Below are 20316 nucleotides of genomic sequence, written 5' to 3'. Positions count from 1 at the left end.
GGTGTGGCGTGTCAATAGCCACATAAGGCCTTTGCCTGACTCCGCGCCCATAGGGCAAGCCCGCCGCAAATGCTTGGCATCGACCGCCCAGCCAGTGATCCGTATCGCAAAACCGGAGATCCGTTCTCAAGGAGTTGTGCACTGCGACCGATGCAATGGTTTGCTGCTTTCGGTATACCGCGCTCCGCTCCACTTGAAGGAACGACATGTCAATCTTGCGAAGAATTTCTGAGTCAATCGTAGGTACCAAGGAGGCAATCAAGGAGAAAGGCGATATTGGGGAGACGGATCTCTGCAAGTGGCTTGGCGACTCTGGCCTGTCTTACGTTGCGGTCTGCCAGGCAAGGGAAAGCTTCGCCCCACTCTTCACAGGTGAGATCAAGCGACCGGATTTCATGGTCCTGCTCGACTCCATCGGACTGATTGCCGTAGATGCCAAAAACTTCGACTTGAAGGAATGGGATGGCTCGCCCTGCTTCACGCTAAGCCTGCAGAAAGAGCTGCTGAAAGCCGTCGCGTTCGAGCGCATGTTCCGTATCCCGCTCTGGTACGCCTACAGAGGCGAGGACAATGACAACGTCTCCTGGTATTGGATCAGCGCGCTCAAGGCCGTTGAAGTGGGAATCAAGCGCGATGGCCGCCATGGTGATTTCCTGACCATCGGCCTTGAGCACTTTGCACATGTGGTCAACCCCGATGACATGGCCAAGCTCTATACACAGCGGCTGCCCGGTGTCTCCAGGATCGCGGCCCTTCCGGTCACGAACTGAACGCGGAGTCGGCATCTGCAGACGCGACGTCAGCCTCCGATCTTGCGTCCGCACTTCCGCCGACTATCGTGGTCTTCACGCTCATTGAGGACGGGTGAATGTTCAAGGATATGATCGCGGCCGGTGGCCCTGGCCTACTCATCCCAATCGTGTTGTTCGCGCTCATCATTTATGCAACGCGCGGTCTCTTCGATCTTCATGGCAGGCGAAGTCAACATCGACGCGAATTCCTTGAGCACTGGGACCCCAAGCGCGCAGATGACGATCTCTGGCTTGAGGTCACCGTTCGCCATCTCTATGGACAACCGCTACCTGCTCATGTCATCCGCACCGCCCTGAGCCACCCACACTGCAGCCAGGCACTGATGGACCTTTCGGAGATCTGGGAGTTCTACCAGTACGACTCAGACACCCAAATGGTGCGCTGGGCTCACACTCGGCACAAGCGCGCAGTTCGCAGATGGCTGAATCACCGCTGGTCGTTGGTGCGCTATTTCCTGCTTGCATCCATGGCAATGGGCGCAACCTATGCCGCCGCCCACGCTAGCGGACTCTCGCAATGGCTCTATGCAGTCGCGGCAGCAGTGCTAGGAATTTGCGCATTCATCAACCTGTGGCACTGCGACGCAGAGAAAACGGCGGCCAATGTTGGCGAGATTTGGATCAAACGCATCAACGACTCTCTCAGGTTGCCCCACGCTACGAATGACCTGACTGCTTGTGAAACCGCCCCCAGTGCCCCGTTAGTTGAAGCCAGCTAATCTCGGACACATAGACACCTCAACCATCAGGAGCCTTCACCGTGCCATCTACCACACCCTATGATCCAGCTCTGGTGCTCGGCAACCTGGTCGACATGAAGCGACACGAAGTGCTCGCGCAGATCGCGGCAACCCAAGCACTAGCTGATTCCGCGGAAGACATGCTCTACGCGCTCATCGCGACCAAGCGTTCGCTGGATATGACTTCGCAAGAGGTTGCTTCAATGGGTATCGATACAACGGAGCTAGACACCGAGCGGGCGCGCCTCGACGTCTTGGTTTCCGAAGCTAGAGAAACCTATGCAAAAGCCAAGGAGAAGGCGGTCAAGGACACTCAAGCTCTGCGTGCAGGCCTAACAGATCCCAGCAGACCCGTAGAGTCGCCTGTCATACCTCAATCATCAACTGCGCCGGATAGATCCTAGTAGACGCGAGCTTCGACGGTCGCAGCAGACTCTACTCACTGAATTTTTCAGCAAGACATTAAAGACCAGGTGCTTTTGCCTATGAGAAGCAGCTGGTCAACGCGACCCCGCATAACCGCATCATTGCTACTCCTTGAATTCAAGCTATTGCCGAAAGCGCATTCTCACATGATCTAAGCAGTTGAGACATTGCACAAAATTTTATCCAGCAGGTGACAGCACTTTAAGCAACCTACTTACGAAGCGGCGACTAGTTTTGGTCGGGTGATAGAAAGGCTTCTGCGAGATCGCTCATGTCAAGTGTCATGCTCCTGCCGACCTAGGACCGCGTGGTGGCGAAGAAGTATCCCAAAGCCACGATCCCGCCCCAAAAGGCCAATGCGATCCCACACAATTGCCATGTTTGTTGAGGGAACTTGCCACCTTTCCAACGGATTACTAAGCCGCGAGTAATCAACCCAAGCACCATTAACAGCGCGAAAAGTAACCCTACCGCCCACAGCACCAGAACACCAAGGCAGCCGTCACCGCGGCAGTTGGTAGAGAATAAAGACCCCCAACCCGTAGGCGCGGCCACAAGCACAAGCCCCAAAACCAACACTGCCTTGACAATGCGCCCCATAGTCCAGCCTCGTAACTCGCAATTAGCCATGGAAGCAGCGCAACCACGACGTCTTCTTCCTGATACTCAAAGCAAGGACCGGCTGCTTCGCCGGCGTCAAGCTCACTTATCGGCTAAGCACATTGACCCAGCCATTTCCTCACCAACCGGCTCCCTTTCCCAGCCAAATTAACGGCGGTCAACCCATCTGCATCGACGCCCGACTTTGCTCAAGTGCGGGTTCCTGCTGTGCTGCCAACGCACGTTCTTGTTGGGTGTTAGAGATTTGCTCGACCTTTGCGAATGACTGCTCGACAGGTGTCTTTGCTGCTTCTTCGGCCTTTATCGATGCTCTGAGGTGAGCAGGGTTATCCAACTCGCCTTGCACTACAAATAGGCGCTGGCCTGCTCCATCACCGGGAGTGTTTCCGAGAACCACGTGGTCTACGCGGCTCAGTCCGCCCTCCTTCGCGGTTACCAGCAAACTAACGGAAATCTTCTCGCTAGTGGCATCGTAGGCCCTGCCATGTTGCTGATCGATGCCTGCAACCTGTTCCCGAATCGTGTTGAGCATCTCACGATCCTTGCCTGGCAACTGCGCATCACTGATCACGCGCTGCAGGAGTGTCCGCTCCGGCATCGGGTTGTATTGCTCAGTGTTCAATTCGCTGTCGGGAACAGGGGCTTTGATACTACGGATGTACTCAACGTTGCTGAGCGGTTTCAGGCCACCCTCGAAGTCCTTATCCTGTATGAACTTCAGGTCGGTACGATGCAGGCCGGCGTAATTGACAGCGCCCCATGTGTAATCGATGCAACTGTTCATTGCGCCGTGATACTGCGTGTTGAAGTCGTGTTCGCCGGGCTTTGCACCAAACTCCATCAATTTTTCGTACTGATCCTTGCTGATCTCCATCGTGCGTTGATAGAAAGGCTTTTGGTATTGATCGGCGTCATTGTTGTAGACCTTTCCAGGCCCTGACATCACGCCGTGTTCGATGGGCGCAAACCCGAAGCTGGCTTGTTCCTTCCCGTGCGTGACTGTGTAGTACATGTGCCCTGCTGCCGATGTTCCACCGTCAAGAAGCGGTGTCCCCGGCGCGGCAACGTAGAGGGTGACAGCGTATTTATCGTCCATGAGGTTTTCCTACTTTGATTTGTGTCGGTAAGCGACCAGCAACTCGGATTGGATCGATGCCAACTGCGGCGGCTGGCCAAGCAGCCTGATGCTCAACTGATACTTGCCAGGCTGAATTCCTTGCGCCCAGGCGAAGGCAAGCTGCGTGTAGCGACGTCCTGGAGATTCCAGACCCGCAGATTGAAGGGACGCGTCATCCACATCATCCAGCCACACGCCTGGAACACGCCCGTCTGTACTCACAGCGATGGTCCGAGCGGGAACGCCTGCCTGCGATTCAACACGCACCAATGGCATGTTGATTGCACCGCTTGATTCAAGCCGTTTCAGAACAAGCTCAGCGTGAAGGCCGGATCTGCGGAGCGCTTGGGCAGCTTCAAGTGACTTCAGAGCATCCTCGTCGCCAACGCGGATACCCAGGAACAGTGTGCTAGTCGCGCTCTTGCCAGGAGGCTGCACGTTGAATTCGACCACCATCGGACTGGTCATCGCCGCCAACTGCAGCGGTCGTACGATGGGGACCTGCCCATCAGCCGCAACGCGCGTTGGCACGTCCTGCGTCTGGGTTGTCTGTGCCTGGCAACCTGTCAGCAGCGAGATGCCTGAGCAGACCAGAACACACAGCAGAAGCTGCCCGTATCGTTGCATGTGTATCCCTTCACTTTAAGCAAGACTAGCGAGCCGCGCGTCTATGGCTCTGCTTATTTATACACCGCTGACAGCGGCAAGGTCACTTCCTACGCAAATTTCAGGCTGCGGCCTTACTCTTTGGGAGGGTGTCCCTCGCTGTCAGAACCAATACCTTGCTGCGAGTCTTGCTAGGTGGCCAGACTTCCGCATATCGACCTTCCCGGTATCCCGCAGCACATCATGCAGCGCGGGAACAACCGCTTGCCGTGCTTTCTGGATGATGGCGACCGATTGCGCTACCTGCATCTATTGCGTGATGCCCTATACGCCATAGGCTGCCAGCTGCATGTCTATGTGTTGATGGACAACCATGTGCACTTGCTTGCCACGCCTCCAGCAACGGGATGGATCGGGCAACTGATGCAGCGGCTTGGGCACAACGTACGTGGCGCTGTTCAGTGGCGGCCACGGGCGCACCGGCACACCATGGGAAGGCCGCTACAAAGCCTGCCTTTTGGACAGCGCGGACTACGTCCTTCGCGGCTATCGCTATATTGAACTCAACCCGGTACGTGCTCGCCTGACCGACGACCCGGCAGCGTATCGTTGGTCCAGCTGCCCAGCCAATCTAGGCCAGCGCAAGCACTCCGCACTGACACCACATCCCTGTTCGCTTGCGCTTGGCAGCGACCCGATCGAGCGATCCGACGCCTACCGTGCCCTGCTCGGTGAAGCCCTCTCCGACGAACTGCTCGCCAACATTTATCTTCATCTACAGCAGCAGCGAGCCCTGGGCCACGACGCCTTCCGCGCAATGGTCGAAGCCAAGACCAACCGCTTTGCAGGCGTCAGGCCCGCGCATCGGCCACGCAAACCGAACACCGCCGACTGATAATTCAACCTGACCCCCGTTATTGCAACCCCGTTATTGCACTCACTAAAGAGGCGACCAAGGAAAAGGTGCTATTGGGGAACGGATCGCTGCGTTGCTTGACGAGTCGCGCGTGCCATATGCTGCTGTGTACCGGGCAAACGAGATTTTAGCCCCACTCTTCGCAGACGAGATCAAACGATCGGATTCTTCAGGCATACTCATCGATCGCACAAACCGAACACAGCAGACTAATAAGTCAATCCAACCTGTCGGTCGAAATAAAAATCAAAATTTTGCAGGTCAAAATGACACAGCTTAGCTTTTTAAGCGATATTATAAATGCAGCAAAAAACCATCCCCTAGTCAGTGTTGGCAGCGCTGCGATCGGTGTATTTTATCTCGGCATTTGCGCAGCCCCAACATACAATAAAATCACTGGAAATCAAACCTTCACAACCAGCGAAATAAAGGAAAATTTCATTGACAGAGAAGATGTGGCAACCAATTACATTGACCGGAACGATTTACTTGCAAAGTATGTCTCAAAAGATAGTTTCGATGAATTAAATTTAAAAATATCTAAAATCCAAGAAGAAAACAATGAACTTCTAAAAAATCACAATCTTCTCACCAGCACTCTTTCAGATGAACGCCAGCAGAGAATGTTGGCTGAGAGCAAAAGTACAGAGCGTTCTGCCGCATGCTCAAATATATGGAATCAAATCCAAGCTACAAAATTGACTGAAGAACAAATTGCGTCACAGATAGAAGCTAACATGAGGGCATTTGCTTGGATCACCGACGCTAATGGCACTCGAATTTATCCACAACAAAAACTTGAACGCGACGAATTGCTGAGAAGGTCTGAACAGACACAGAGCAAGTTATCCCAACTTCACGCGCAATATACCAACTGTGTTAACTAATAACCCGCTAATAAAAGCCTGACCCGCTGCTCATAGTGTCCGACCTCATATTCATGCCCTGCCCAAGTTTGCTGGGCTTACACACAGGCACCCCGCTCGGCGCGCCTTGGAGAGTCCCCGCTTGTGGTTCAGCTCGACCTCCTCCGTTCAGTCTCAAGAAAACGGAGGAAAGGTTCACTACAACCAGAAGTGAACCTGACCCCGTTTATTGGCAGAGCCAGCGCACCCGGTAACCCCGCTGGTCTCGGATCCAGGCGTACTTCACGGTAGCTCCTGCGCAAAGTACGCCGCCGCTTTTTTTTAGGATCTCGTTATCTTGGCGCAGCCGCTCGTTCTCGCGCTGCAGCTTGGCCAGTTCATCCGGGTTGGCCTTGGCCCGGCCACCGCCGCCAAAGGCGCCAGCGCCCTTCGCATCGAGATCTGTGGCCCACTTGTAGAGACGGTTGCGCGGGATGCCTAACTCCCGCGCGATCACAGCCGCTGGCCGATCTCCCGCCTTGAGCAACCGCACTGCTTCCCGCTTGAACTCCGCCGTGAACCGCTGCCGCTTCTGCATCGAACACCTCCGTGCGAGGATTGTCCTCGCTTTCAGGTGTCCGAGTTATCAGGGGTGGCTCAACCTGACCCCGTTATTCCGCCGTCCCCTTGTGCCCTGCCTTGTCGGCCGGGCCCGGCTCGGGGTTCGGGCGGTTTGACCGCCGCCGCATTGAGACTCAGCGCCTCCCTTCATTTTGTTAAAAGTGTCCGATGTGCGCGGCGAAGAAGCGATATGCTCTCTGAGCTACTGACTTGAAAGTGAGTAGCCTCATCAATTCCGCCACACATGAGGTCTTGTCATGGGAACGTTGCTGGACGCAATCAAAGAAGCTATCGAAGAGGAAGTTCGCAGCGGCGAATGGAATGGGGTCAAGATCGAAAGCGGCGAGGGCGCACTGATTGACATTGACATCACCGAGTCTGAGTTCGACCTTGATGATGTGGACTTGGGAAATGACCGCTATGTGGTGAAGGCCAAGGGTGACGGCACGATCTTCAGCATCGAGGATGAGGAGGAGCGGAAGGAGGTTGCTGACGTCCTTGTCACCGCAACTGTCGAAGTATCTATTGGACCGAAGAAGAACGGCATACGTGAGATTGAAGTTGTTGTCGAGTCTGTAAACGTTGACTTGGATAAATGACGTACCCCCCGATCGAACAAGGAAGGCCTCCTTGGCCTTCCTCTTCGCAATGCCATCCACCATATGCATGGTGCAAGGATTTATAGAGTCAGGCTTAGCTTAAAGGACCGGAGGCAATTAAACCTACTGAATCTTCCCGCAGGACGGCCACCCGAGCGGCACGTCGCTGGTCTGCCCAACAACGCCTCACCATTGCTTGGAAGCGCAAGTCACCCTCGGGCGCTCTTGCATGAGGTGGAAGCAGATTGCATGTTCGTCATGACCCATATGAAGTTCACGTATCTCTGCATGGCATGCATCGGAATACCGGGCAGTTTCAGACGCGGCTGACGCGGCATGGCCTGGTCTCCTGCTCAAGAAGAAGACCTCAGCCTGACGGCGGCGACACAGGCCCGCTATGGCATCGCCGCGCGGGCCTGTACGACCGGTTCGCTTAATTACCTCGGTTCCTTTTGCCCTAACTGCTCGTCAGCATCTGCCTTCATCTACGACAGCAGCGAGCGCTCGGCGACCACACGTTCCCCGCACTTGTCAAAGCCAAGACCCGCCGCTTTGCGGGGGCCAGGCCGCTCATCGGCCACACAAGCCAAGTACCGAAGATCGATGAGTGGGCCCGACCCGATTTTTTCGCCTTCTGCGCTTTTTTGTTCGCGGTTACGGAATTACATCCAAATTGCTTGACCCACCACATTTCTAACCCGTGTAATAGAAACCTCTCCAAAATATGGGATGGAATCCAACTCGTCATCAGTAGCCATAGCCAAATCCCCTACACTGATAAATCCGCTATCCTTGAGAGCATCAATTCGCTGCTGGCTTAATCCATAAGGGTAAAGCTTAGATTTGAGAAGGGTTTCCAACGGTTCATTTAGTATCGCCAAATCTTCCGTATCAGGTGTTGCTGGAACCTTTATATTCCCAAGAAGACTGGACCTCCCGAACTGAACCGCCTCCTCACGAGAACGCTGACACCATTTATCGAAAAGCTCTCGTGTTAATCGTGAGCCTGAGGTTTGCTCTAGTAACGAACATAAATTGAGTGCATAGCGTGCACCCCGCCCTCCTGACTTCATTGCGCGAGACGCCTCTCTCTTGGATAAAAATCCTGCGTACTCGAGTATTTGCAGAGGCTTAGCCAAGCGTTCATCTATGTCTCTATGAACAATCATGTCTCTAGGATTTGCTGTTTTTTCTCCGACCTCGGAGAACAATATCTCTGCAACATCTTGCGCAACAGAGACCATTGGCTCGTACATACCAAGCTTCGGCTTAATCTCTTGAAGTAGCGGCCAATAGTAGTTAGCAGCCAAGTCAATTAGCGTCTCATTAAGCTCAGAAAGACCTACTTTAGAGGAACCGGCGGCTCTTTCTTTTAACTTATTGCATGCAAAAACAAAACCCCGCATGTTACCAAGCACTGACTGCGCGAGAAATCCAGCAACCAACTTTTTGTCTAATCCACCGCTAAATACACCATCAAAATCGCTGGGATAGCGAGCATCCATAACACCCAAAAAAGTCTCATTGAACTCCGGGAACTCTTCGCTTCTCAGAAGATCAATGACGGTGGCATCATTATAAACGTCAAACCTGACACCGAATTTAGTAACACCTGGATAGATAGCAGCCTTGCAAGAAACGGCGCTCCCAGACAACGTTCTATATATATCAAAAAAATCTTCTAAAGATGCTTCACGACCAAGATGAGCAGCGTCATCAAAGAACAATACTAGGCGTTTGCCAAGGCGTTCGGCCAAGTTTGAAAGCTCATACTGTAAGGAACCCACATCCTTTGATGGTGAAAAGTCACCTACAGCCGTACCAAGTGCATCTTTGACAGATCTGATAATTATTTCACACAATATTTTTTCGTATGCATCGCCACTACTTTTAAGAAGTGGCGCATGCCTTAAACTCATATATATACCGATGGCCGGCGCGTCAGTAGCTCCCAATGAAAGCCTCTTTGCAGCAGCAATCATGAATGCGCTTTTTCCAGAGCCCCGCCCACCTCGAAGAAGCACCGGGCCATGAGCTAGGAGTGTTCTTATGATTCTTTGATCATTTTGAGATGGAAATTTATGCAGGCTATCAAAAGCACTTGGCTCACAGTCTTCAGCCGCGAGAATTAAGCTAGCTTCTTGCAACACCTGGCCACTCATGCAATTACCTCAGTATTTTCAAAATCGCTAAACGCGCTAAGCGCCCTGTCAACATCCAATTTACCAACCGGGTGCTCCATAAAAGCCATTACTAGAGCAAGCTCTGATATCTCACGAACGCACTTATTTATACGCTCAACGATGGTAACTCGATCCAAAACGGCCAATGGGATTACCGCCTCGTAATGGACAGCTTTTGAAAGCTCAGAGTACAGCGAATTTAATGACCCCCTTTTTTCGCTACAAAATCCATTAGCGGATTTAGCTAGAATCTCGGGAATCCACCTTCCGTTGACCCCATTTTCGCAATGATCTGATAGCCTTTTCAGAGCAGGCTGCCAAAGCAAGATGTCATAGAAATCCCCAAGTGCTGCCCGCGACATCTCTTTAGGGTCCATTTTTTCTGTCCATGCGTTAGCTAGCTTGTCTGCTACCACATCCCCCTTCCAGCGCATAGCAGCTTTCCATGGCACCTGCCGATCGTAGTCGCGTGATTTCTGTATCCTCCGTATAGAAAGTAAACGAAAAGGATCTAACCGCCCAGTTAATGCAGTCAAGGAAACTTCCAGCAACGACCTAGCCAAGAAGGGACCGTAAGTTAGCATATCCATCGCCCCCCTCGAGCTCAGCCGATTTAGCTCAGTGAGAATATGGCATAAATTTCCATCTAAAAACTCAAGCGAGCCTCTGAGATCGCCCTCCGGATGCAACGTGGATACATCGCCTGAAATTAGCCAAGTCTGGTTTCTAGTTAAATCCATACCCCCCCCCTTCTCGTTCTATCCTTTCTGACAATAACAAAAAAGGGCGACCTTGCGGCCGCCCTTTTGATTGACTCACCTCTGGGAAGATCAAACCCCAACCGGATTCGCCTTCTCAGGATCAATCTTGTACTGCTTGATCGCCCGGGCCACATCCTTGCCGGTCATCTTGCCATCCTTCGCCAGCGCGGCAATCGCCGCGTGTGCGATGTAGTAACGGTCCACTTCGAAGAACCGGCGCAGGTTGGCACGCGTATCCGAGCGACCGAACCCATCCGTGCCGAGGACGGTGTAGGTCATCGGGACGAAGGCGCGGATCTGGTCGGCGAAGGCGCGCACGTAGTCGGTTGCGGCGATGGCCGGGCCCTGGCGGCCTTCCAGCAGCTGGGTGACGTAGGGCTTGCGCTGTTCGGCCTCCGGGTGCAGGCGGTTCCAGCGTTCCACGGCGTAGCCGTCGCGGCGCACTTCGTTGAGGCTGGGGCAGGACCAGATGTCGGCGGTGACGCCGAAGTCCTTGTCCAGCAGCTCGGCGGCGGCAATGGCCTCGCGCAGGATGGTGCCGCTGCCCAGCAGCTGCACACGCAGCTCGCCCTTCTTGGGCTTGCCGGCGTCCTTGAGCAGGTACATGCCCTTGATGATGCCCTCGGCTGCGCCGTCCGGCATGCCGGGGTGGGCGTAGTTCTCGTTCATCAGGGTGATGTAGTAGTACTCGTCGATCTGGTCTTCCATCATCGCCTTCATGCCGTGCTGCATGATGACGGTGACTTCGAAGCCGAAGGTCGGGTCGTAGCTACGCACGTTCGGGATGGAGCCGGCAATGACCTGGCTGAAGCCGTCTTCGTGCTGCAGGCCTTCGCCATTGAGCGTGGTGCGGCCGGCGGTACCACCGAGCAGAAAGCCACGCGTGCGCATGTCCGCTGCCTGCCAGGCGATGTCGCCCACGCGCTGGAAGCCGAACATGGAGTAGTAGATGTAGAACGGCAGCATCGGCACGTCGGACACCGAGTAGCTGGTGCCGGCGGCCATCCACGAGGCGATGGCGCCCGGCTCGCTGATGCCCTGCTGCAGCACCTGGCCGGTCTGGTCTTCGCGGTAGTACATCAGCTGGTCGGCATCGACCGGCTTGTACTTCTGGCCGAACGGGGCATAGATGCCGATCTGGCGGAACATGCCTTCCATACCGAAGGTGCGCGCCTCGTCGGCCACGATCGGCACGATGCGCGGGCCCAGCTCCTTGTCGCGCAGGGCGATGTTGAGGCTCTGCACGAAGGACATGGTGGTGGAATAGCTGCGCTCGCCGCTGTCCTTGAGCAGGCGCTCGAACTTGTCGAGCGTGGGCGCCACGAACGACTTGCTGGCCTTGGGACGGCGCGAGGGCAGGAAGCCGCCCAGCACGTTGCGGCGTTCTTTGAGGTACTGCACTTCCGGGGAATCTTCGCCGGGGTGGTAGAACGGCACCTGGCCGTCTTCCAGCTGGGCGTCGGTCACCGGGATGTTGAAGCGGTCGCGGAAGTGCTTGACCGCCGCGTCGTCCAGCTTCTTGGTCTGGTGGGTGGGGTTGAGCGCCTCACCGGCCGAGCCCATGCCGTAGCCCTTGACCGTCTTGGCCAGGATCACGGTGGGCATGCCCTTGGTGTTCACGGCCTGGTGATAGGCGGCGTACACCTTGTGCGGATCGTGGCCGCCACGGTTCAGGCGCCAGATGTCGTCGTCGGACAGGCCGGCGACCATGGCCGCGGTCTCCGGGTACTTGCCGAAGAAGTTGGCGCGCGTGTAGGCGCCGCCGAAGGCCTTGCAGTTCTGGTATTCGCCGTCGACGGTTTCCATCATCAGCTTGCGCAGCACACCGTCGGTGTCCTTGGCCAGCAGGGCATCCCAGTAGCCGCCCCAGAGCAGCTTGATGACGTTCCAGCCGCCGCCACGGAACACGCCTTCCAGCTCCTGGATGATCTTGCCGTTGCCGCGCACCGGGCCGTCCAGGCGCTGCAGGTTGCAGTTGACCACGAAGATCAGGTTGTCCAGGCCTTCGCGGCCGGCCAGCGCGATGGCGCCGAGGGTTTCCGGCTCGTCGGACTCGCCGTCGCCGATGAAGCACCACACCTTGCGGTCGGACTTCTCGATCAGGCCGCGGTTTTCCAGGTAGCGCATGAACTGCGCCTGGTAGATGGCGGCCAGCGGGCCCAGGCCCATCGACACGGTGGGGGTCTGCCAGAACTCGGGCATCAGCCACGGGTGCGGGTAGGAGGAGATGCCCTGGCCGTCCACTTCCATACGGAAGTTGTCCAGCTGGGCTTCGCTGATGCGGCCTTCCAGGAAGGCGCGGGCGTAGACGCCCGGGGCGCTATGGCCCTGGATGAACAGCAGATCGCCCGGGTGCTGGTCGCTGGGCGCGCGCCAGAAGTGGTTGAAACCCACGTCGTACAGCGTGGCGCTGGAGGCGAACGAGGCGATGTGGCCGCCCAGGTCGCCCGGCTTGCGGTTGGCCCGCACGACGGTGGCCATGGCGTTCCAGCGGATGATCGAGCGGATCTTCCACTCCAACGCGGAGTCGCCAGGGTTCTTGGCCTCGTTGGCCGGTGCGATGGTGTTGACGTACTCGGTGGTGGGCGAGAACGGCAGGTAAGCGCCGGCGCGGCGGGTCTGTTCGACCATGCCTTCCAGCAGCTGATGGGCGCGCTCCGGGCCTTCGACGTCGATGACGGCCTTGATCGATTCGAGCCACTCCTGCGTCTCAAGCGGGTTCGGATCGTTGTGCAGCACTTCGTTCAACCAGTTCATTAGCGCTCCCGGGGGGACACACCCCGCGGGTGTGTCGACATCGTGAATTCGTGAACCCCCAAGTGTACCGCACGCACCTGTTGCCATTCCTCGCTACGGGTGCGTATGGAATGGGACGGTGTCGTGCGTGGGTGGGGTACTGATGCCGGCTGGGACGACGATCCGGTGCAGCGGGCGCTGCCGGTATACGACCAAAGGATAAGGGCCACCGGCCGGAATGGACCGGCACGCATACCCGTAGGAGCGCACCTGGGCGCGACGGGACGTTACCGGCAAAGCCCGGTCGCGCCCGGGTGCGCTCCTACGCCTAGGGGGTGCGCCTGGCGCCCTGTAGGAGCGCACCTGGGCGCGAGGGGCGTTACCGGTGAAGCCCGTCGCGCCCGGGTGCGCTCCTACGGCGGTGGGGTGGTCAGAACGCTTGTAGCGCTTCGGTCAGCTGGCCGTTGTTGTTGACCGCGCCCATGGTGTAGCCCTGCCAGCCGGGGTAGGCGTTGGGCTCCCAGTAGAAGATGCCGAGCACGCGCGATCCGATGGCGCTGCTGCGGCTGAGCAGGTTGGTGAGCATGGCGCGGGTAGTGGCGGCCTGCTGCCAGTCCATACCGACCTCGGCCACGATCACGTCGCTGCCGTAGCGGGAGATCATGTCGCGCATGTTGGTGTCCAGGCGGCTGTTGTAGTCCTGCCAGCTGCCGACCGGCGGGTAATGCGACATGCCGATGACGTCCCACTTGCCGCCGGCCGAGCGCAGGTTGTCGAAGAACCAGCGGAAGTTGGCGTTGTCGTAGCCGTTGGCCAGGTGCACGATGACCTTGGCGTTGGGGTACACCGCCTTGGTGGCGTTGTAGCCGCTGTTGATGAACTGGCCCAGCGTGGCGAAGTTGGGCGTCTTGCCCTCGTTCCACAGCATGCCGCTGTTGATCTCGTTGCCCACCTGCACCCAGCTGACGGTGATGCCGTTGTCCTTGAGGTATTTGAGGATGCCCTGGGTGTGGCTGTAGACATCGGTATTGAGCTGGGCGACGGAGTGGCCCGCCCAGGCGGCTGGCTTGGTCTGCTTGCCGGGGTCGGCCCAGCTGTCGCTGTAGTGGAAGTCGATCATGATGCGCATGCCCTGCGCGGCGGCGCGCTTGGCCTTGTCCAGGGTGTCGCGGCCATCGTTCCAGCCGCCGGACGGGTTGACCCACACGCGCAGGCGGATGGCGTTGCCGCCCACATCCTTGAACAGCTTGATGAAGTCGGTGGTGTTGCCGGCCGCATCGCGAAACACCTGCGGCGGGTTGGCCGCGGCCTGCTGGTTGAGCCAGCTGACATCGGCGCCCTTGGCGATGCCCTGCGCGCCGGCGCCGGCGCTGAGGCCACCCAGTAACAGCACCAGCAGCAAACGGTGGTACCCCTTGCGAAAAACGTGCATGAACCCTCTCCCTTGATCGATGGATGTCGCGCCACGTGGCGCCCTGCCTGATCCCCCCTGAACTCGCCGCGTGCCTGTGGCGATGCGGCGCTGCCCGCAGCGGCCAGACACGCCGCGAAACGGTGGCGATTGCAGCACGGCGGCGCAATGCGGTCGCGCTCGCTATAGCTGCTGCGTGGTTGCGACATATCTCGCGGCGGCAAACACCTTGCGCCAGCGAACTGGCGATATTTTCGCCAGCGCATTGTTGTGCGGGTGCAACAGAAAACCGGCGCGATAGTGCGCAGCGGGTCTGCGATTGGACATCGGTCGCTGAGGTGACAGGCGCGACTGTCAGGGCAGCACAAGCAGACCTGGGCTCGATACGCTCGCGTCCATGGATGGGCAGCGACCGAAACGAAAAACGCCGGGCAAGCCGGCGTTTTTTCTGTGCACCACGCGATGGCGGCAGTTGGCAGATCGAAGCGTCGCCGCGTCAGGCCTGCGGGTCGGGCGCAGTCACCGCATCAAGCGCGACTACCAGCGCGTAGTGAGCGGCCGTCAGATGGTGCGGATGGCGCGCCCGGCACTGCAGTGAACCATTGGTCAATGCCGATTCCGGGCGACGGCCGCGCCCACCTGACGGCTGCGCAGCCGTTTTGTCGGCTGCCCAACGCCACGCATGCATGAGCGCACTCAGCCCAGCGCGCGTGCACCCTGCTGTTGTTGCTGGGTCTGGGTTTGCTGCTGCTCCAGCGCCACCGCTTGGCGTGCGGCATTGTCGGCCACGCGCTGGCTGCTCTGCTCCAGCGGGGTGTTCATCGCGGTCATGGTTTCCACGCTGACGCGCAGCTGCGCGGGGTCGTCCACGCGGCCCTGCACGGCAAAGGTGCGTGCGGCATCGGGGCTCATCATCACTGCGTCGATGCGCTGGCCACCGGCGGCGTGCATTTCCGAGGCGAGCGAGCCGGACAACTGGGCGCTCTGCTGGTCGGGCGCGCGCCCTGCACGTGCGTCCTGTGCGTGCACGCCACGCTGCGCGTCCTGGAACAAGGCGTTGCCCACATGCCCCGGTTGGTCGATACGCAGCGAGGTGTGCTCGTTACCGTGCTCGTGTGCGTCGCGCTTGGCAGGCTCGCCTGGCGCGAGCGGGCCGCGGATGGCGTCGATGGCGTCCTGGCCGAGGCCGCGCGCGCTGCGCGTCAGGATAGTGGTGCCGGTGCGCAGCCCGTCCACATCGCTGCGGTATTCGTCGATCATGCGCGCGTTCTTTTCGGCAAGCGGACGCGCGTTGGGGTCGGTGAGCGCCGAATGTTCGCCCAGGAAGTTGCCCAGCTTGTGCGCGCCCAGCGAACCGCCGACCGCCACCAGCGGGTAGTCGGGAATCAGGAAATTGGCCTTGCTGTTGCTGTAGCCGGCGCCGCTCAACGTGGCGATTTCATCTGGCTTGGCGTAGATGCGCACCTGCCCGAAATGCGGCGAGGCCGCGCTGACCGGGTCCGACGCCATCACGTGGTTGATCACGCTGTTGCCGCCTTCGGGAATGCGGTAACTCAAGCTGGCTGCACCGTAGGCGTTGAAGGTTTCGCCCTTGAGGTCGTAATGGTGCGCGGAAACCTGCGCAAGCGCACCGCCCAGGGAGTGGCCGGTGACGGTGACTTCGGGTTGGTGCCCGGTTCGCTTGCCGACGTCCTTGGCAATGTCCATCGCGTTTTTGGTCAGCGCGAGCGCGTCGGCTGCCTGCGGATTGGTCCGCGAGGTGACCATGGTCGCATCGGTGAGAATGTCCTTGACCGCGCCCTCGGTGCCGCGATGGGCGACCACGATGTCGCCGCTGCCTTCACGCCGGTAGATGGTGCCTTGATAGCCGGTGGCCTTGTTGTTGACGTGGTCGAGAACCGCATAACGCTGCCCCTCGACCACGACGATTTCTTCCTGACCTGGCGCGCGTCGGCCGACGGCGCGATCCTTGTAGACATCTTCCGACAAGCCCGCATAGTGCGGCGATGGGATGCTCATGGCGCAACTTCCTTGGCAGCCAATGTGATGGTGAAGAGATTGTCGCGGATTTCCGGCTTGAATTTGTCCGGGCTCAGCTCACCGGTGTCCGGAAAGCTCTTGGACTCCGAGCGCGGATACCCTTCCTTCCAGTAGTACTTCGTCTGTGGCTGCTGCGCAGTCACCGTCTTGCCTTCGATAAACGACAGGAAGCGGGTCTCTTCCTCTGCACCGGTGGCCTTCAGCAGCACGCTGGCACCGCTGAATTCCCAATGGCAGACGCCGCGACCGTAATAGTCCTCGTCCTGCATCAGGTCCAGATAGACGGTGCCGCGGTACTCGGTGTCGGAAATCTTCTTGAGTGCGAAGTCTTCCTGGCTGGTGATGCGCCCGGCGGTGCCGGTTTCGGGCTGGATCTTGCCGCATTCGGCTTCGTTGCTGACGTCGTACTGCGCCGCGCCCTGCACCAGGCCGAAGGCGCCGGGCGCCTTGTCCAGCGTCAGCGTGACCTCGTAGGCCTTGCGCGGGTTGGGATTCAACTTGGCAAGGCCGCGGCCACCGGCCTCGACGTCGGCTTCTGCGGCGGCCTCGGTTGCGGGGGATTGGGTCTGGGTCATGCTGGTCTCCGGGGCGTTACAGGCCGTAAGCAAAAGGGCCAGCAGGCTCGGGGTCAGAATCTGGCGCAAGGCCGGCCTCCATGGCGATAGGGGGAGTCAATCTAGTTTGCTTGACCCGCTGGGGTCAATTTACGGCAGCTGAGGATGAGGCGGCCGTGAGCCGGTTGCCGGCGGCCGCAAAACTGCCATGATCGGGCCATCCGCCACCACGGAAGCGCGCCATCGCCACGGGTCCCACATCGCCAGCCGACAGCGTGGCCGTCACCCCGCGGGTGCACTGGCGGCACAGCCTGCGCATGCGCGTGTTGCTGGCCGCCACCGCGGTGCTGGTGGTGTTGCTGGTGTTGCTGGGCACGGTGTTCTACCTGGGCGCACGCGCCGAGCTGGTGGAGGCGGCGCGCACCGAGGTGGATGGCCTGACCGAGCAGACCGCACGCAGCCTGGCGGCGATGCTGGACTCGGTGCAGGTGAGCGGCCGCACGCTGGCGGCCAGCAGCAGCGCGGTGGGGCTGCAGCCGTTCAACCTGCGCGCGCTGCTGCTGGCCACGCTCAGCGGCGACCCGGATATCGGTGCGGCGCGATTGATCATCGAGCCGCGCACGCAGAAGGCGCGCGACACTGGGTTTGTCTGGTACGTGCATCGCGACGGCACGCGCGTGCTGGAGAAATCGGTGCAGGACCTGGGCTACGACTACCGCGCGATGCCGTGGTATCTGCGCACCCAGCGCGAAGGGCGTGCGTGGTGGTCCGAGCCGTATATCAACGCCAATGGCGGCAACGCGCTGTACACCAGCTACAACCTGCCGTTGCGCCGGCCGGGCGATGCGGTGGATGCCGCGCCGGTGGGCATGGTCAGCGTGGACCTGCCGCTGCAGCACCTGCGCGAGATCATCGACCAGCTGCCGCGCGACATCGGCATCCAGCCGATGCTGCTGTCGCCCGAAGGCATGCTGGTGTTCAGCCCCGACCCGGCGCTCAACCTGCGTTACACCCTGGAGCGCTACGTGGCGCATTCGCGACCCGACCTGCTGCCGTTGCAGCGCGCGGTGGCGGCGGGCCAGCCGATCTCGTTCGCGCACACCGCGCCCGATGGCGAGCGCTTTTTGACCCATAGCGCAGCGGTGGGGCGCAGCGGCTGGACCTTTGTGCTGTCCGCCTCGGAAGGCTATGTGCTGGCGGGCCTGAACTGGCTGGCCGCTTGGGTGGCGCTGGCGGCGTTGCTGGGCGCGGTGGTGTGGTGGTGGCTGATGGGGCGGATCACCCGCAAGCTGACGCGCCCGATCGAGGAATTGACCGATACCGCCGAGCACTTTCGCCGTGGCGAGTTCGCATACCCGCTGCAGCACATCGAACGCCGCGACGAGGTGGGCGTGATGGCGCGTGCGTTCGACAGCGCGCGCGATGCGATCCGCGACCACATCGCGCAGATCGGCGAGATGACCGCCGCGCGCGAGCGCATGCACAGCGAGCTGCAGATTGCGCGCGAGATCCAGCAGGCGATGCTGCCCTCCGGGCGCACCTTCGACCGCGCCAGTTCGCATCTGGAAACCTGCGCCTGGCTGGAGCCGGCCAAGGCGGTGGGCGGCGACTTCTACCACTTCGTCGAGACCGAGCCGGGGCTGCTGTGGTTCGTGGTGGGCGATGTGTCCGACAAGGGCGTGCCGGCCGCCTTGTTCATGGCGCGCGCGGTGAGCGTGCTGGAAATCGCCGCGCGCCGGCATACGCGCCCGGACAGCATCCTGATCGCCGCCTCCACGCGGCTGGCCGAAAACAACGACACCTGCATGTTCGCCACGGTGCTGTGCGGGGTGATCAACGTGGTGAGCGGCGACTACTGGCTGGCCAGTGCCGGCCACGAGCCGCCGGTGCTGATCGACATCGACGGCAGCGCGCGGCCGTTGCCGCTGGACACCGGCGCGCCGCTGGGGATCGAGCCGCAGGTGGCCTACCCGGTGCTGCAGGGCCGCATGAGCGCCGGGCAGACGCTGCTGGGCTATACCGACGGGGTGACCGAGGCGATGGACGAGCAAGGGGCCAGCTATGGGCTGGAGCGCCTGCTCGGCGCCTTGCGGCCACGCCGCAGCGCGGCGGCGCAGTGCAAGGCGGTGATCGCCAACATCGCCCACTTCACCGGCCAGGCCGACCCGTACGACGACATCACCCTGCTGGCGATCCGGCTGCGCCAGGAGCATGCTGGGCGGGTCGCAGACGCTGGCCGGGACGCACCCGGAAAGGCAACGACCTGATGAAGCTCGACCTGGCCATCGCGCCCTCGCTGGCCCAGCTGGCCGGCGCCAACGACGTGCTGGAACACTCGCTCACGCTGGAAGGCCTGCACACCGAGCGCATCGGCCAGGTGCGGCTGATCGTGGAAGAGCTCGGCTGCAATGCGCTCACCCACGGCCAGTGCGCCGAGCAGCCGCTGCGCCTGCAGCTGCAGCTGGACCCGCAGGCGCTGGTGCTGGAAATGCACGACCCCGGCAGTGCGTTCGACCCCAGCACCGCCGCGATGCCGGACCTGAGTGCCGAGCTCGACGAGCGCGCGATTGGCGGGCTGGGGCTGTTCCTGGTGCATCAGTTCGCCGATCACATCGACTACCGCCGCGATGGTGCATACAACGTGGTGCGCGTCACCCTGCTCCACCCGTACGCCCCCGTCCCCGAGGCACTGTCATGACCACGCTCGCCATTCAGATCGACCCGCCGCAGGACACCCGTCAACGCGTCATCCTGACCGGGCGCCTGGACACCCACACCTATCAGGATCTGGACGCGGCGCTGTCGCCGCTGCTGGGCACCCTGATCACCACGCTGGTGCTGGACCTGACCGCGCTGGAATACATCTCCAGCGCCGGCATCCGCTGCATCTTCAAGGCGCGCAAGGCCCTGGCCACGCGCCAGGGCAAGGTGCTGGTGACCAACCCGCAGCCGCAGATCCGCAAGGTCTTCGACATGGTCAAGGCCGTGCCGCTGAGCGATGTCTTCGCCTCCACCGAAGAGCTGGATGCCTACCTGGCGGCGATGCAGCGCAAGGTCATCGAACAGCATGCGCAAGGCGATACGCCGATCGTGCCGCATTTTGCCGAGGCCTGAGCGCGGCCAGCGCCGCACCGCGAACCGGCGCCGGCTGGATGTAGACGGCGCGCTCGGCAGAAGGACATGAGAGGTACATGCCGACCCCGGCATCGGACGCGCACCGTCTGGCGATGATTGCAGTGGTTGTGCCGATCGCGTTGCGGCGCCACCTCGCCTGCGCGCACATCGGTGGCGTGTCTGCGTACGGCGCGTGTGCAGCAATGGTTAGGCT

The 20316-nt window shown here is 59.8% G+C and carries 19 protein-coding genes; 10 read left to right on the top strand and 9 right to left on the bottom strand.

The features are described 5' to 3' along the window. Nucleotides 1-206: 206 nt before the first annotated feature. The 3 genes from ABQ039_RS02810 (at nucleotide 207) to ABQ039_RS02800 (ending at nucleotide 1956) form a co-directional block, all read left to right on the top strand. Complete coding sequence (locus ABQ039_RS02810) at nucleotides 207-770, top strand: hypothetical protein (RefSeq protein ID WP_047128025.1); 564 nt, start codon at nucleotides 207-209, stop codon at nucleotides 768-770. 98 nt (nucleotides 771-868) lie between these two features. Continuing rightward, nucleotides 869-1531: a hypothetical protein gene (locus tag ABQ039_RS02805; protein WP_349778123.1), complete on the top strand. Its 663-nt coding sequence runs from the start codon at nucleotides 869-871 to the stop codon at nucleotides 1529-1531. 41 nt (nucleotides 1532-1572) lie between these two features. After that, nucleotides 1573-1956 (top strand): hypothetical protein, encoded by a 384-nt coding sequence (locus ABQ039_RS02800; RefSeq protein WP_184610079.1) that lies wholly within the window; start codon nucleotides 1573-1575, stop codon nucleotides 1954-1956. A gap of 800 nt (nucleotides 1957-2756) precedes the next feature. On the opposite strand, the gene ABQ039_RS02795 is transcribed toward ABQ039_RS02800, so the two are convergent. Further along, nucleotides 2757-3695, bottom strand: coding sequence for an XVIPCD domain-containing protein (locus ABQ039_RS02795; RefSeq protein ID WP_184610077.1), 939 nt, complete (start codon nucleotides 3693-3695; stop codon nucleotides 2757-2759). A gap of 9 nt (nucleotides 3696-3704) precedes the next feature. Continuing rightward, complete coding sequence (locus ABQ039_RS02790) at nucleotides 3705-4343, bottom strand: hypothetical protein (RefSeq protein WP_184610075.1); 639 nt, start codon at nucleotides 4341-4343, stop codon at nucleotides 3705-3707. 222 nt (nucleotides 4344-4565) lie between these two features. On the opposite strand from ABQ039_RS02790, the gene ABQ039_RS02785 reads away from it, so the two are divergent. The 3 genes from ABQ039_RS02785 to ABQ039_RS02775 all read left to right on the top strand — a co-directional run bounded on the left by ABQ039_RS02785 (nucleotide 4566) and on the right by ABQ039_RS02775 (nucleotide 6125). After that, nucleotides 4566-4883: a transposase gene (locus ABQ039_RS02785; RefSeq protein WP_260297588.1), complete on the top strand. Its 318-nt coding sequence runs from the start codon at nucleotides 4566-4568 to the stop codon at nucleotides 4881-4883. Further along, nucleotides 4771-5217 (top strand): transposase, encoded by a 447-nt coding sequence (locus ABQ039_RS02780; RefSeq protein ID WP_311548032.1) that lies wholly within the window; start codon nucleotides 4771-4773, stop codon nucleotides 5215-5217. Before ABQ039_RS02785 ends, ABQ039_RS02780 begins: the two co-directional genes overlap by 113 nt. A 287-nt stretch (nucleotides 5218-5504) precedes the next feature. After that, nucleotides 5505-6125, top strand: a complete 621-nt coding sequence (locus ABQ039_RS02775; RefSeq protein ID WP_184610073.1) for a hypothetical protein — start codon at nucleotides 5505-5507, stop codon at nucleotides 6123-6125. Between the two features lie 205 nt (nucleotides 6126-6330). Here the strand turns inward: ABQ039_RS02775 and ABQ039_RS02770 are convergent, their stop codons facing one another. Next, complete coding sequence (locus ABQ039_RS02770; protein ID WP_349778122.1) at nucleotides 6331-6681, bottom strand: transposase; 351 nt, start codon at nucleotides 6679-6681, stop codon at nucleotides 6331-6333. A 280-nt stretch (nucleotides 6682-6961) separates the two neighbouring features. Between ABQ039_RS02770 and ABQ039_RS02765 the strand changes: the two genes are divergently transcribed. Next, nucleotides 6962-7303 carry a hypothetical protein gene (locus ABQ039_RS02765; RefSeq protein ID WP_104579226.1) on the top strand — a complete coding sequence of 114 codons (342 nt, stop codon included), beginning with the start codon at nucleotides 6962-6964 and terminating at the stop codon, nucleotides 7301-7303. A gap of 662 nt (nucleotides 7304-7965) precedes the next feature. On the opposite strand, the gene ABQ039_RS02760 is transcribed toward ABQ039_RS02765, so the two are convergent. From ABQ039_RS02760 to ABQ039_RS02735, 6 genes are all read right to left on the bottom strand, one after another. Next, nucleotides 7966-9465, bottom strand: coding sequence for an ATP-binding protein (locus ABQ039_RS02760; RefSeq protein ID WP_184610071.1), 1500 nt, complete (start codon nucleotides 9463-9465; stop codon nucleotides 7966-7968). Further along, complete coding sequence (locus ABQ039_RS02755) at nucleotides 9462-10037, bottom strand: hypothetical protein (RefSeq protein WP_147295412.1); 576 nt, start codon at nucleotides 10035-10037, stop codon at nucleotides 9462-9464. The genes ABQ039_RS02760 and ABQ039_RS02755 overlap by 4 nt, the downstream gene beginning before the upstream one ends. Before the next feature lie 279 nt (nucleotides 10038-10316). Beyond that, nucleotides 10317-13004 carry a pyruvate dehydrogenase (acetyl-transferring), homodimeric type gene (gene aceE / locus ABQ039_RS02750; RefSeq protein ID WP_024937855.1) on the bottom strand — a complete coding sequence of 896 codons (2688 nt, stop codon included), beginning with the start codon at nucleotides 13002-13004 and terminating at the stop codon, nucleotides 10317-10319. A 409-nt stretch (nucleotides 13005-13413) separates the two neighbouring features. Further along, complete coding sequence (locus tag ABQ039_RS02745; RefSeq protein ID WP_104544275.1) at nucleotides 13414-14415, bottom strand: arabinogalactan endo-1,4-beta-galactosidase; 1002 nt, start codon at nucleotides 14413-14415, stop codon at nucleotides 13414-13416. Between the two features lie 675 nt (nucleotides 14416-15090). After that, on the bottom strand, nucleotides 15091-16413 hold the full coding sequence (locus tag ABQ039_RS02740) for an XVIPCD domain-containing protein (RefSeq protein WP_349778121.1): 1323 nt from the start codon (nucleotides 16411-16413) through the stop codon (nucleotides 15091-15093). Beyond that, on the bottom strand, nucleotides 16410-17009 hold the full coding sequence (locus ABQ039_RS02735) for a hypothetical protein (RefSeq protein WP_047126145.1): 600 nt from the start codon (nucleotides 17007-17009) through the stop codon (nucleotides 16410-16412). The genes ABQ039_RS02740 and ABQ039_RS02735 overlap by 4 nt, the downstream gene beginning before the upstream one ends. Before the next feature lie 296 nt (nucleotides 17010-17305). Between ABQ039_RS02735 and ABQ039_RS02730 the strand changes: the two genes are divergently transcribed. Genes ABQ039_RS02730 through ABQ039_RS02720 form a run of 3 tightly spaced genes read left to right on the top strand, consistent with a single transcriptional unit; the run spans nucleotide 17306 to nucleotide 20102 of the window. Continuing rightward, nucleotides 17306-19255, top strand: coding sequence for a SpoIIE family protein phosphatase (locus tag ABQ039_RS02730; RefSeq protein WP_221232391.1), 1950 nt, complete (start codon nucleotides 17306-17308; stop codon nucleotides 19253-19255). Continuing rightward, entirely contained in the window at nucleotides 19255-19686 is a 432-nt protein-coding gene (locus tag ABQ039_RS02725; protein ID WP_184610067.1) for an ATP-binding protein, read from the top strand. The genes ABQ039_RS02730 and ABQ039_RS02725 overlap by 1 nt, the downstream gene beginning before the upstream one ends. Beyond that, on the top strand, nucleotides 19683-20102 hold the full coding sequence (locus ABQ039_RS02720; RefSeq protein WP_005923815.1) for an STAS domain-containing protein: 420 nt from the start codon (nucleotides 19683-19685) through the stop codon (nucleotides 20100-20102). Before ABQ039_RS02725 ends, ABQ039_RS02720 begins: the two co-directional genes overlap by 4 nt. Nucleotides 20103-20316: the final 214 nt, after the last annotated feature.

Source organism: Xanthomonas sp. WHRI 6108 (genome assembly GCF_040202385.2).
Taxonomy (GTDB): domain Bacteria; phylum Pseudomonadota; class Gammaproteobacteria; order Xanthomonadales; family Xanthomonadaceae; genus Xanthomonas; species Xanthomonas arboricola.
Note: the sequence above shows the minus strand (reverse complement) of the source record. Positions and strands in the feature narration are given on the sequence as shown.

Excerpts from the sequence above, each read along its gene's own strand:
- ABQ039_RS02810 (WP_047128025.1), top strand. The coding sequence starts at position 207 with ATGTCAATCTTGCGAAGAATTTCTGAGTCAATCGTAGGTACCAAGGAG.
- ABQ039_RS02805 (WP_349778123.1), top strand. The coding sequence starts at position 869 with ATGTTCAAGGATATGATCGCGGCCGGTGGCCCTGGCCTACTCATCCCA.
- ABQ039_RS02795 (WP_184610077.1), bottom strand. The coding sequence starts at position 3,695 with ATGGACGATAAATACGCTGTCACCCTCTACGTTGCCGCGCCGGGGACA.
- ABQ039_RS02790 (WP_184610075.1), bottom strand. The coding sequence starts at position 4,343 with ATGCAACGATACGGGCAGCTTCTGCTGTGTGTTCTGGTCTGCTCAGGC.
- ABQ039_RS02785 (WP_260297588.1), top strand. The coding sequence starts at position 4,566 with ATGCAGCGCGGGAACAACCGCTTGCCGTGCTTTCTGGATGATGGCGAC.
- ABQ039_RS02775 (WP_184610073.1), top strand. The coding sequence starts at position 5,505 with ATGACACAGCTTAGCTTTTTAAGCGATATTATAAATGCAGCAAAAAAC.
- ABQ039_RS02770 (WP_349778122.1), bottom strand. The coding sequence starts at position 6,681 with ATGCAGAAGCGGCAGCGGTTCACGGCGGAGTTCAAGCGGGAAGCAGTG.
- ABQ039_RS02765 (WP_104579226.1), top strand. The coding sequence starts at position 6,962 with ATGGGAACGTTGCTGGACGCAATCAAAGAAGCTATCGAAGAGGAAGTT.
- ABQ039_RS02760 (WP_184610071.1), bottom strand. The coding sequence starts at position 9,465 with ATGAGTGGCCAGGTGTTGCAAGAAGCTAGCTTAATTCTCGCGGCTGAA.
- aceE (WP_024937855.1), bottom strand. The coding sequence starts at position 13,004 with ATGAACTGGTTGAACGAAGTGCTGCACAACGATCCGAACCCGCTTGAG.
- ABQ039_RS02745 (WP_104544275.1), bottom strand. The coding sequence starts at position 14,415 with ATGCACGTTTTTCGCAAGGGGTACCACCGTTTGCTGCTGGTGCTGTTA.
- ABQ039_RS02740 (WP_349778121.1), bottom strand. The coding sequence starts at position 16,413 with ATGAGCATCCCATCGCCGCACTATGCGGGCTTGTCGGAAGATGTCTAC.
- ABQ039_RS02735 (WP_047126145.1), bottom strand. The coding sequence starts at position 17,009 with ATGACCCAGACCCAATCCCCCGCAACCGAGGCCGCCGCAGAAGCCGAC.
- ABQ039_RS02730 (WP_221232391.1), top strand. The coding sequence starts at position 17,306 with ATGCGCGTGTTGCTGGCCGCCACCGCGGTGCTGGTGGTGTTGCTGGTG.
- ABQ039_RS02725 (WP_184610067.1), top strand. The coding sequence starts at position 19,255 with ATGAAGCTCGACCTGGCCATCGCGCCCTCGCTGGCCCAGCTGGCCGGC.
- ABQ039_RS02720 (WP_005923815.1), top strand. The coding sequence starts at position 19,683 with ATGACCACGCTCGCCATTCAGATCGACCCGCCGCAGGACACCCGTCAA.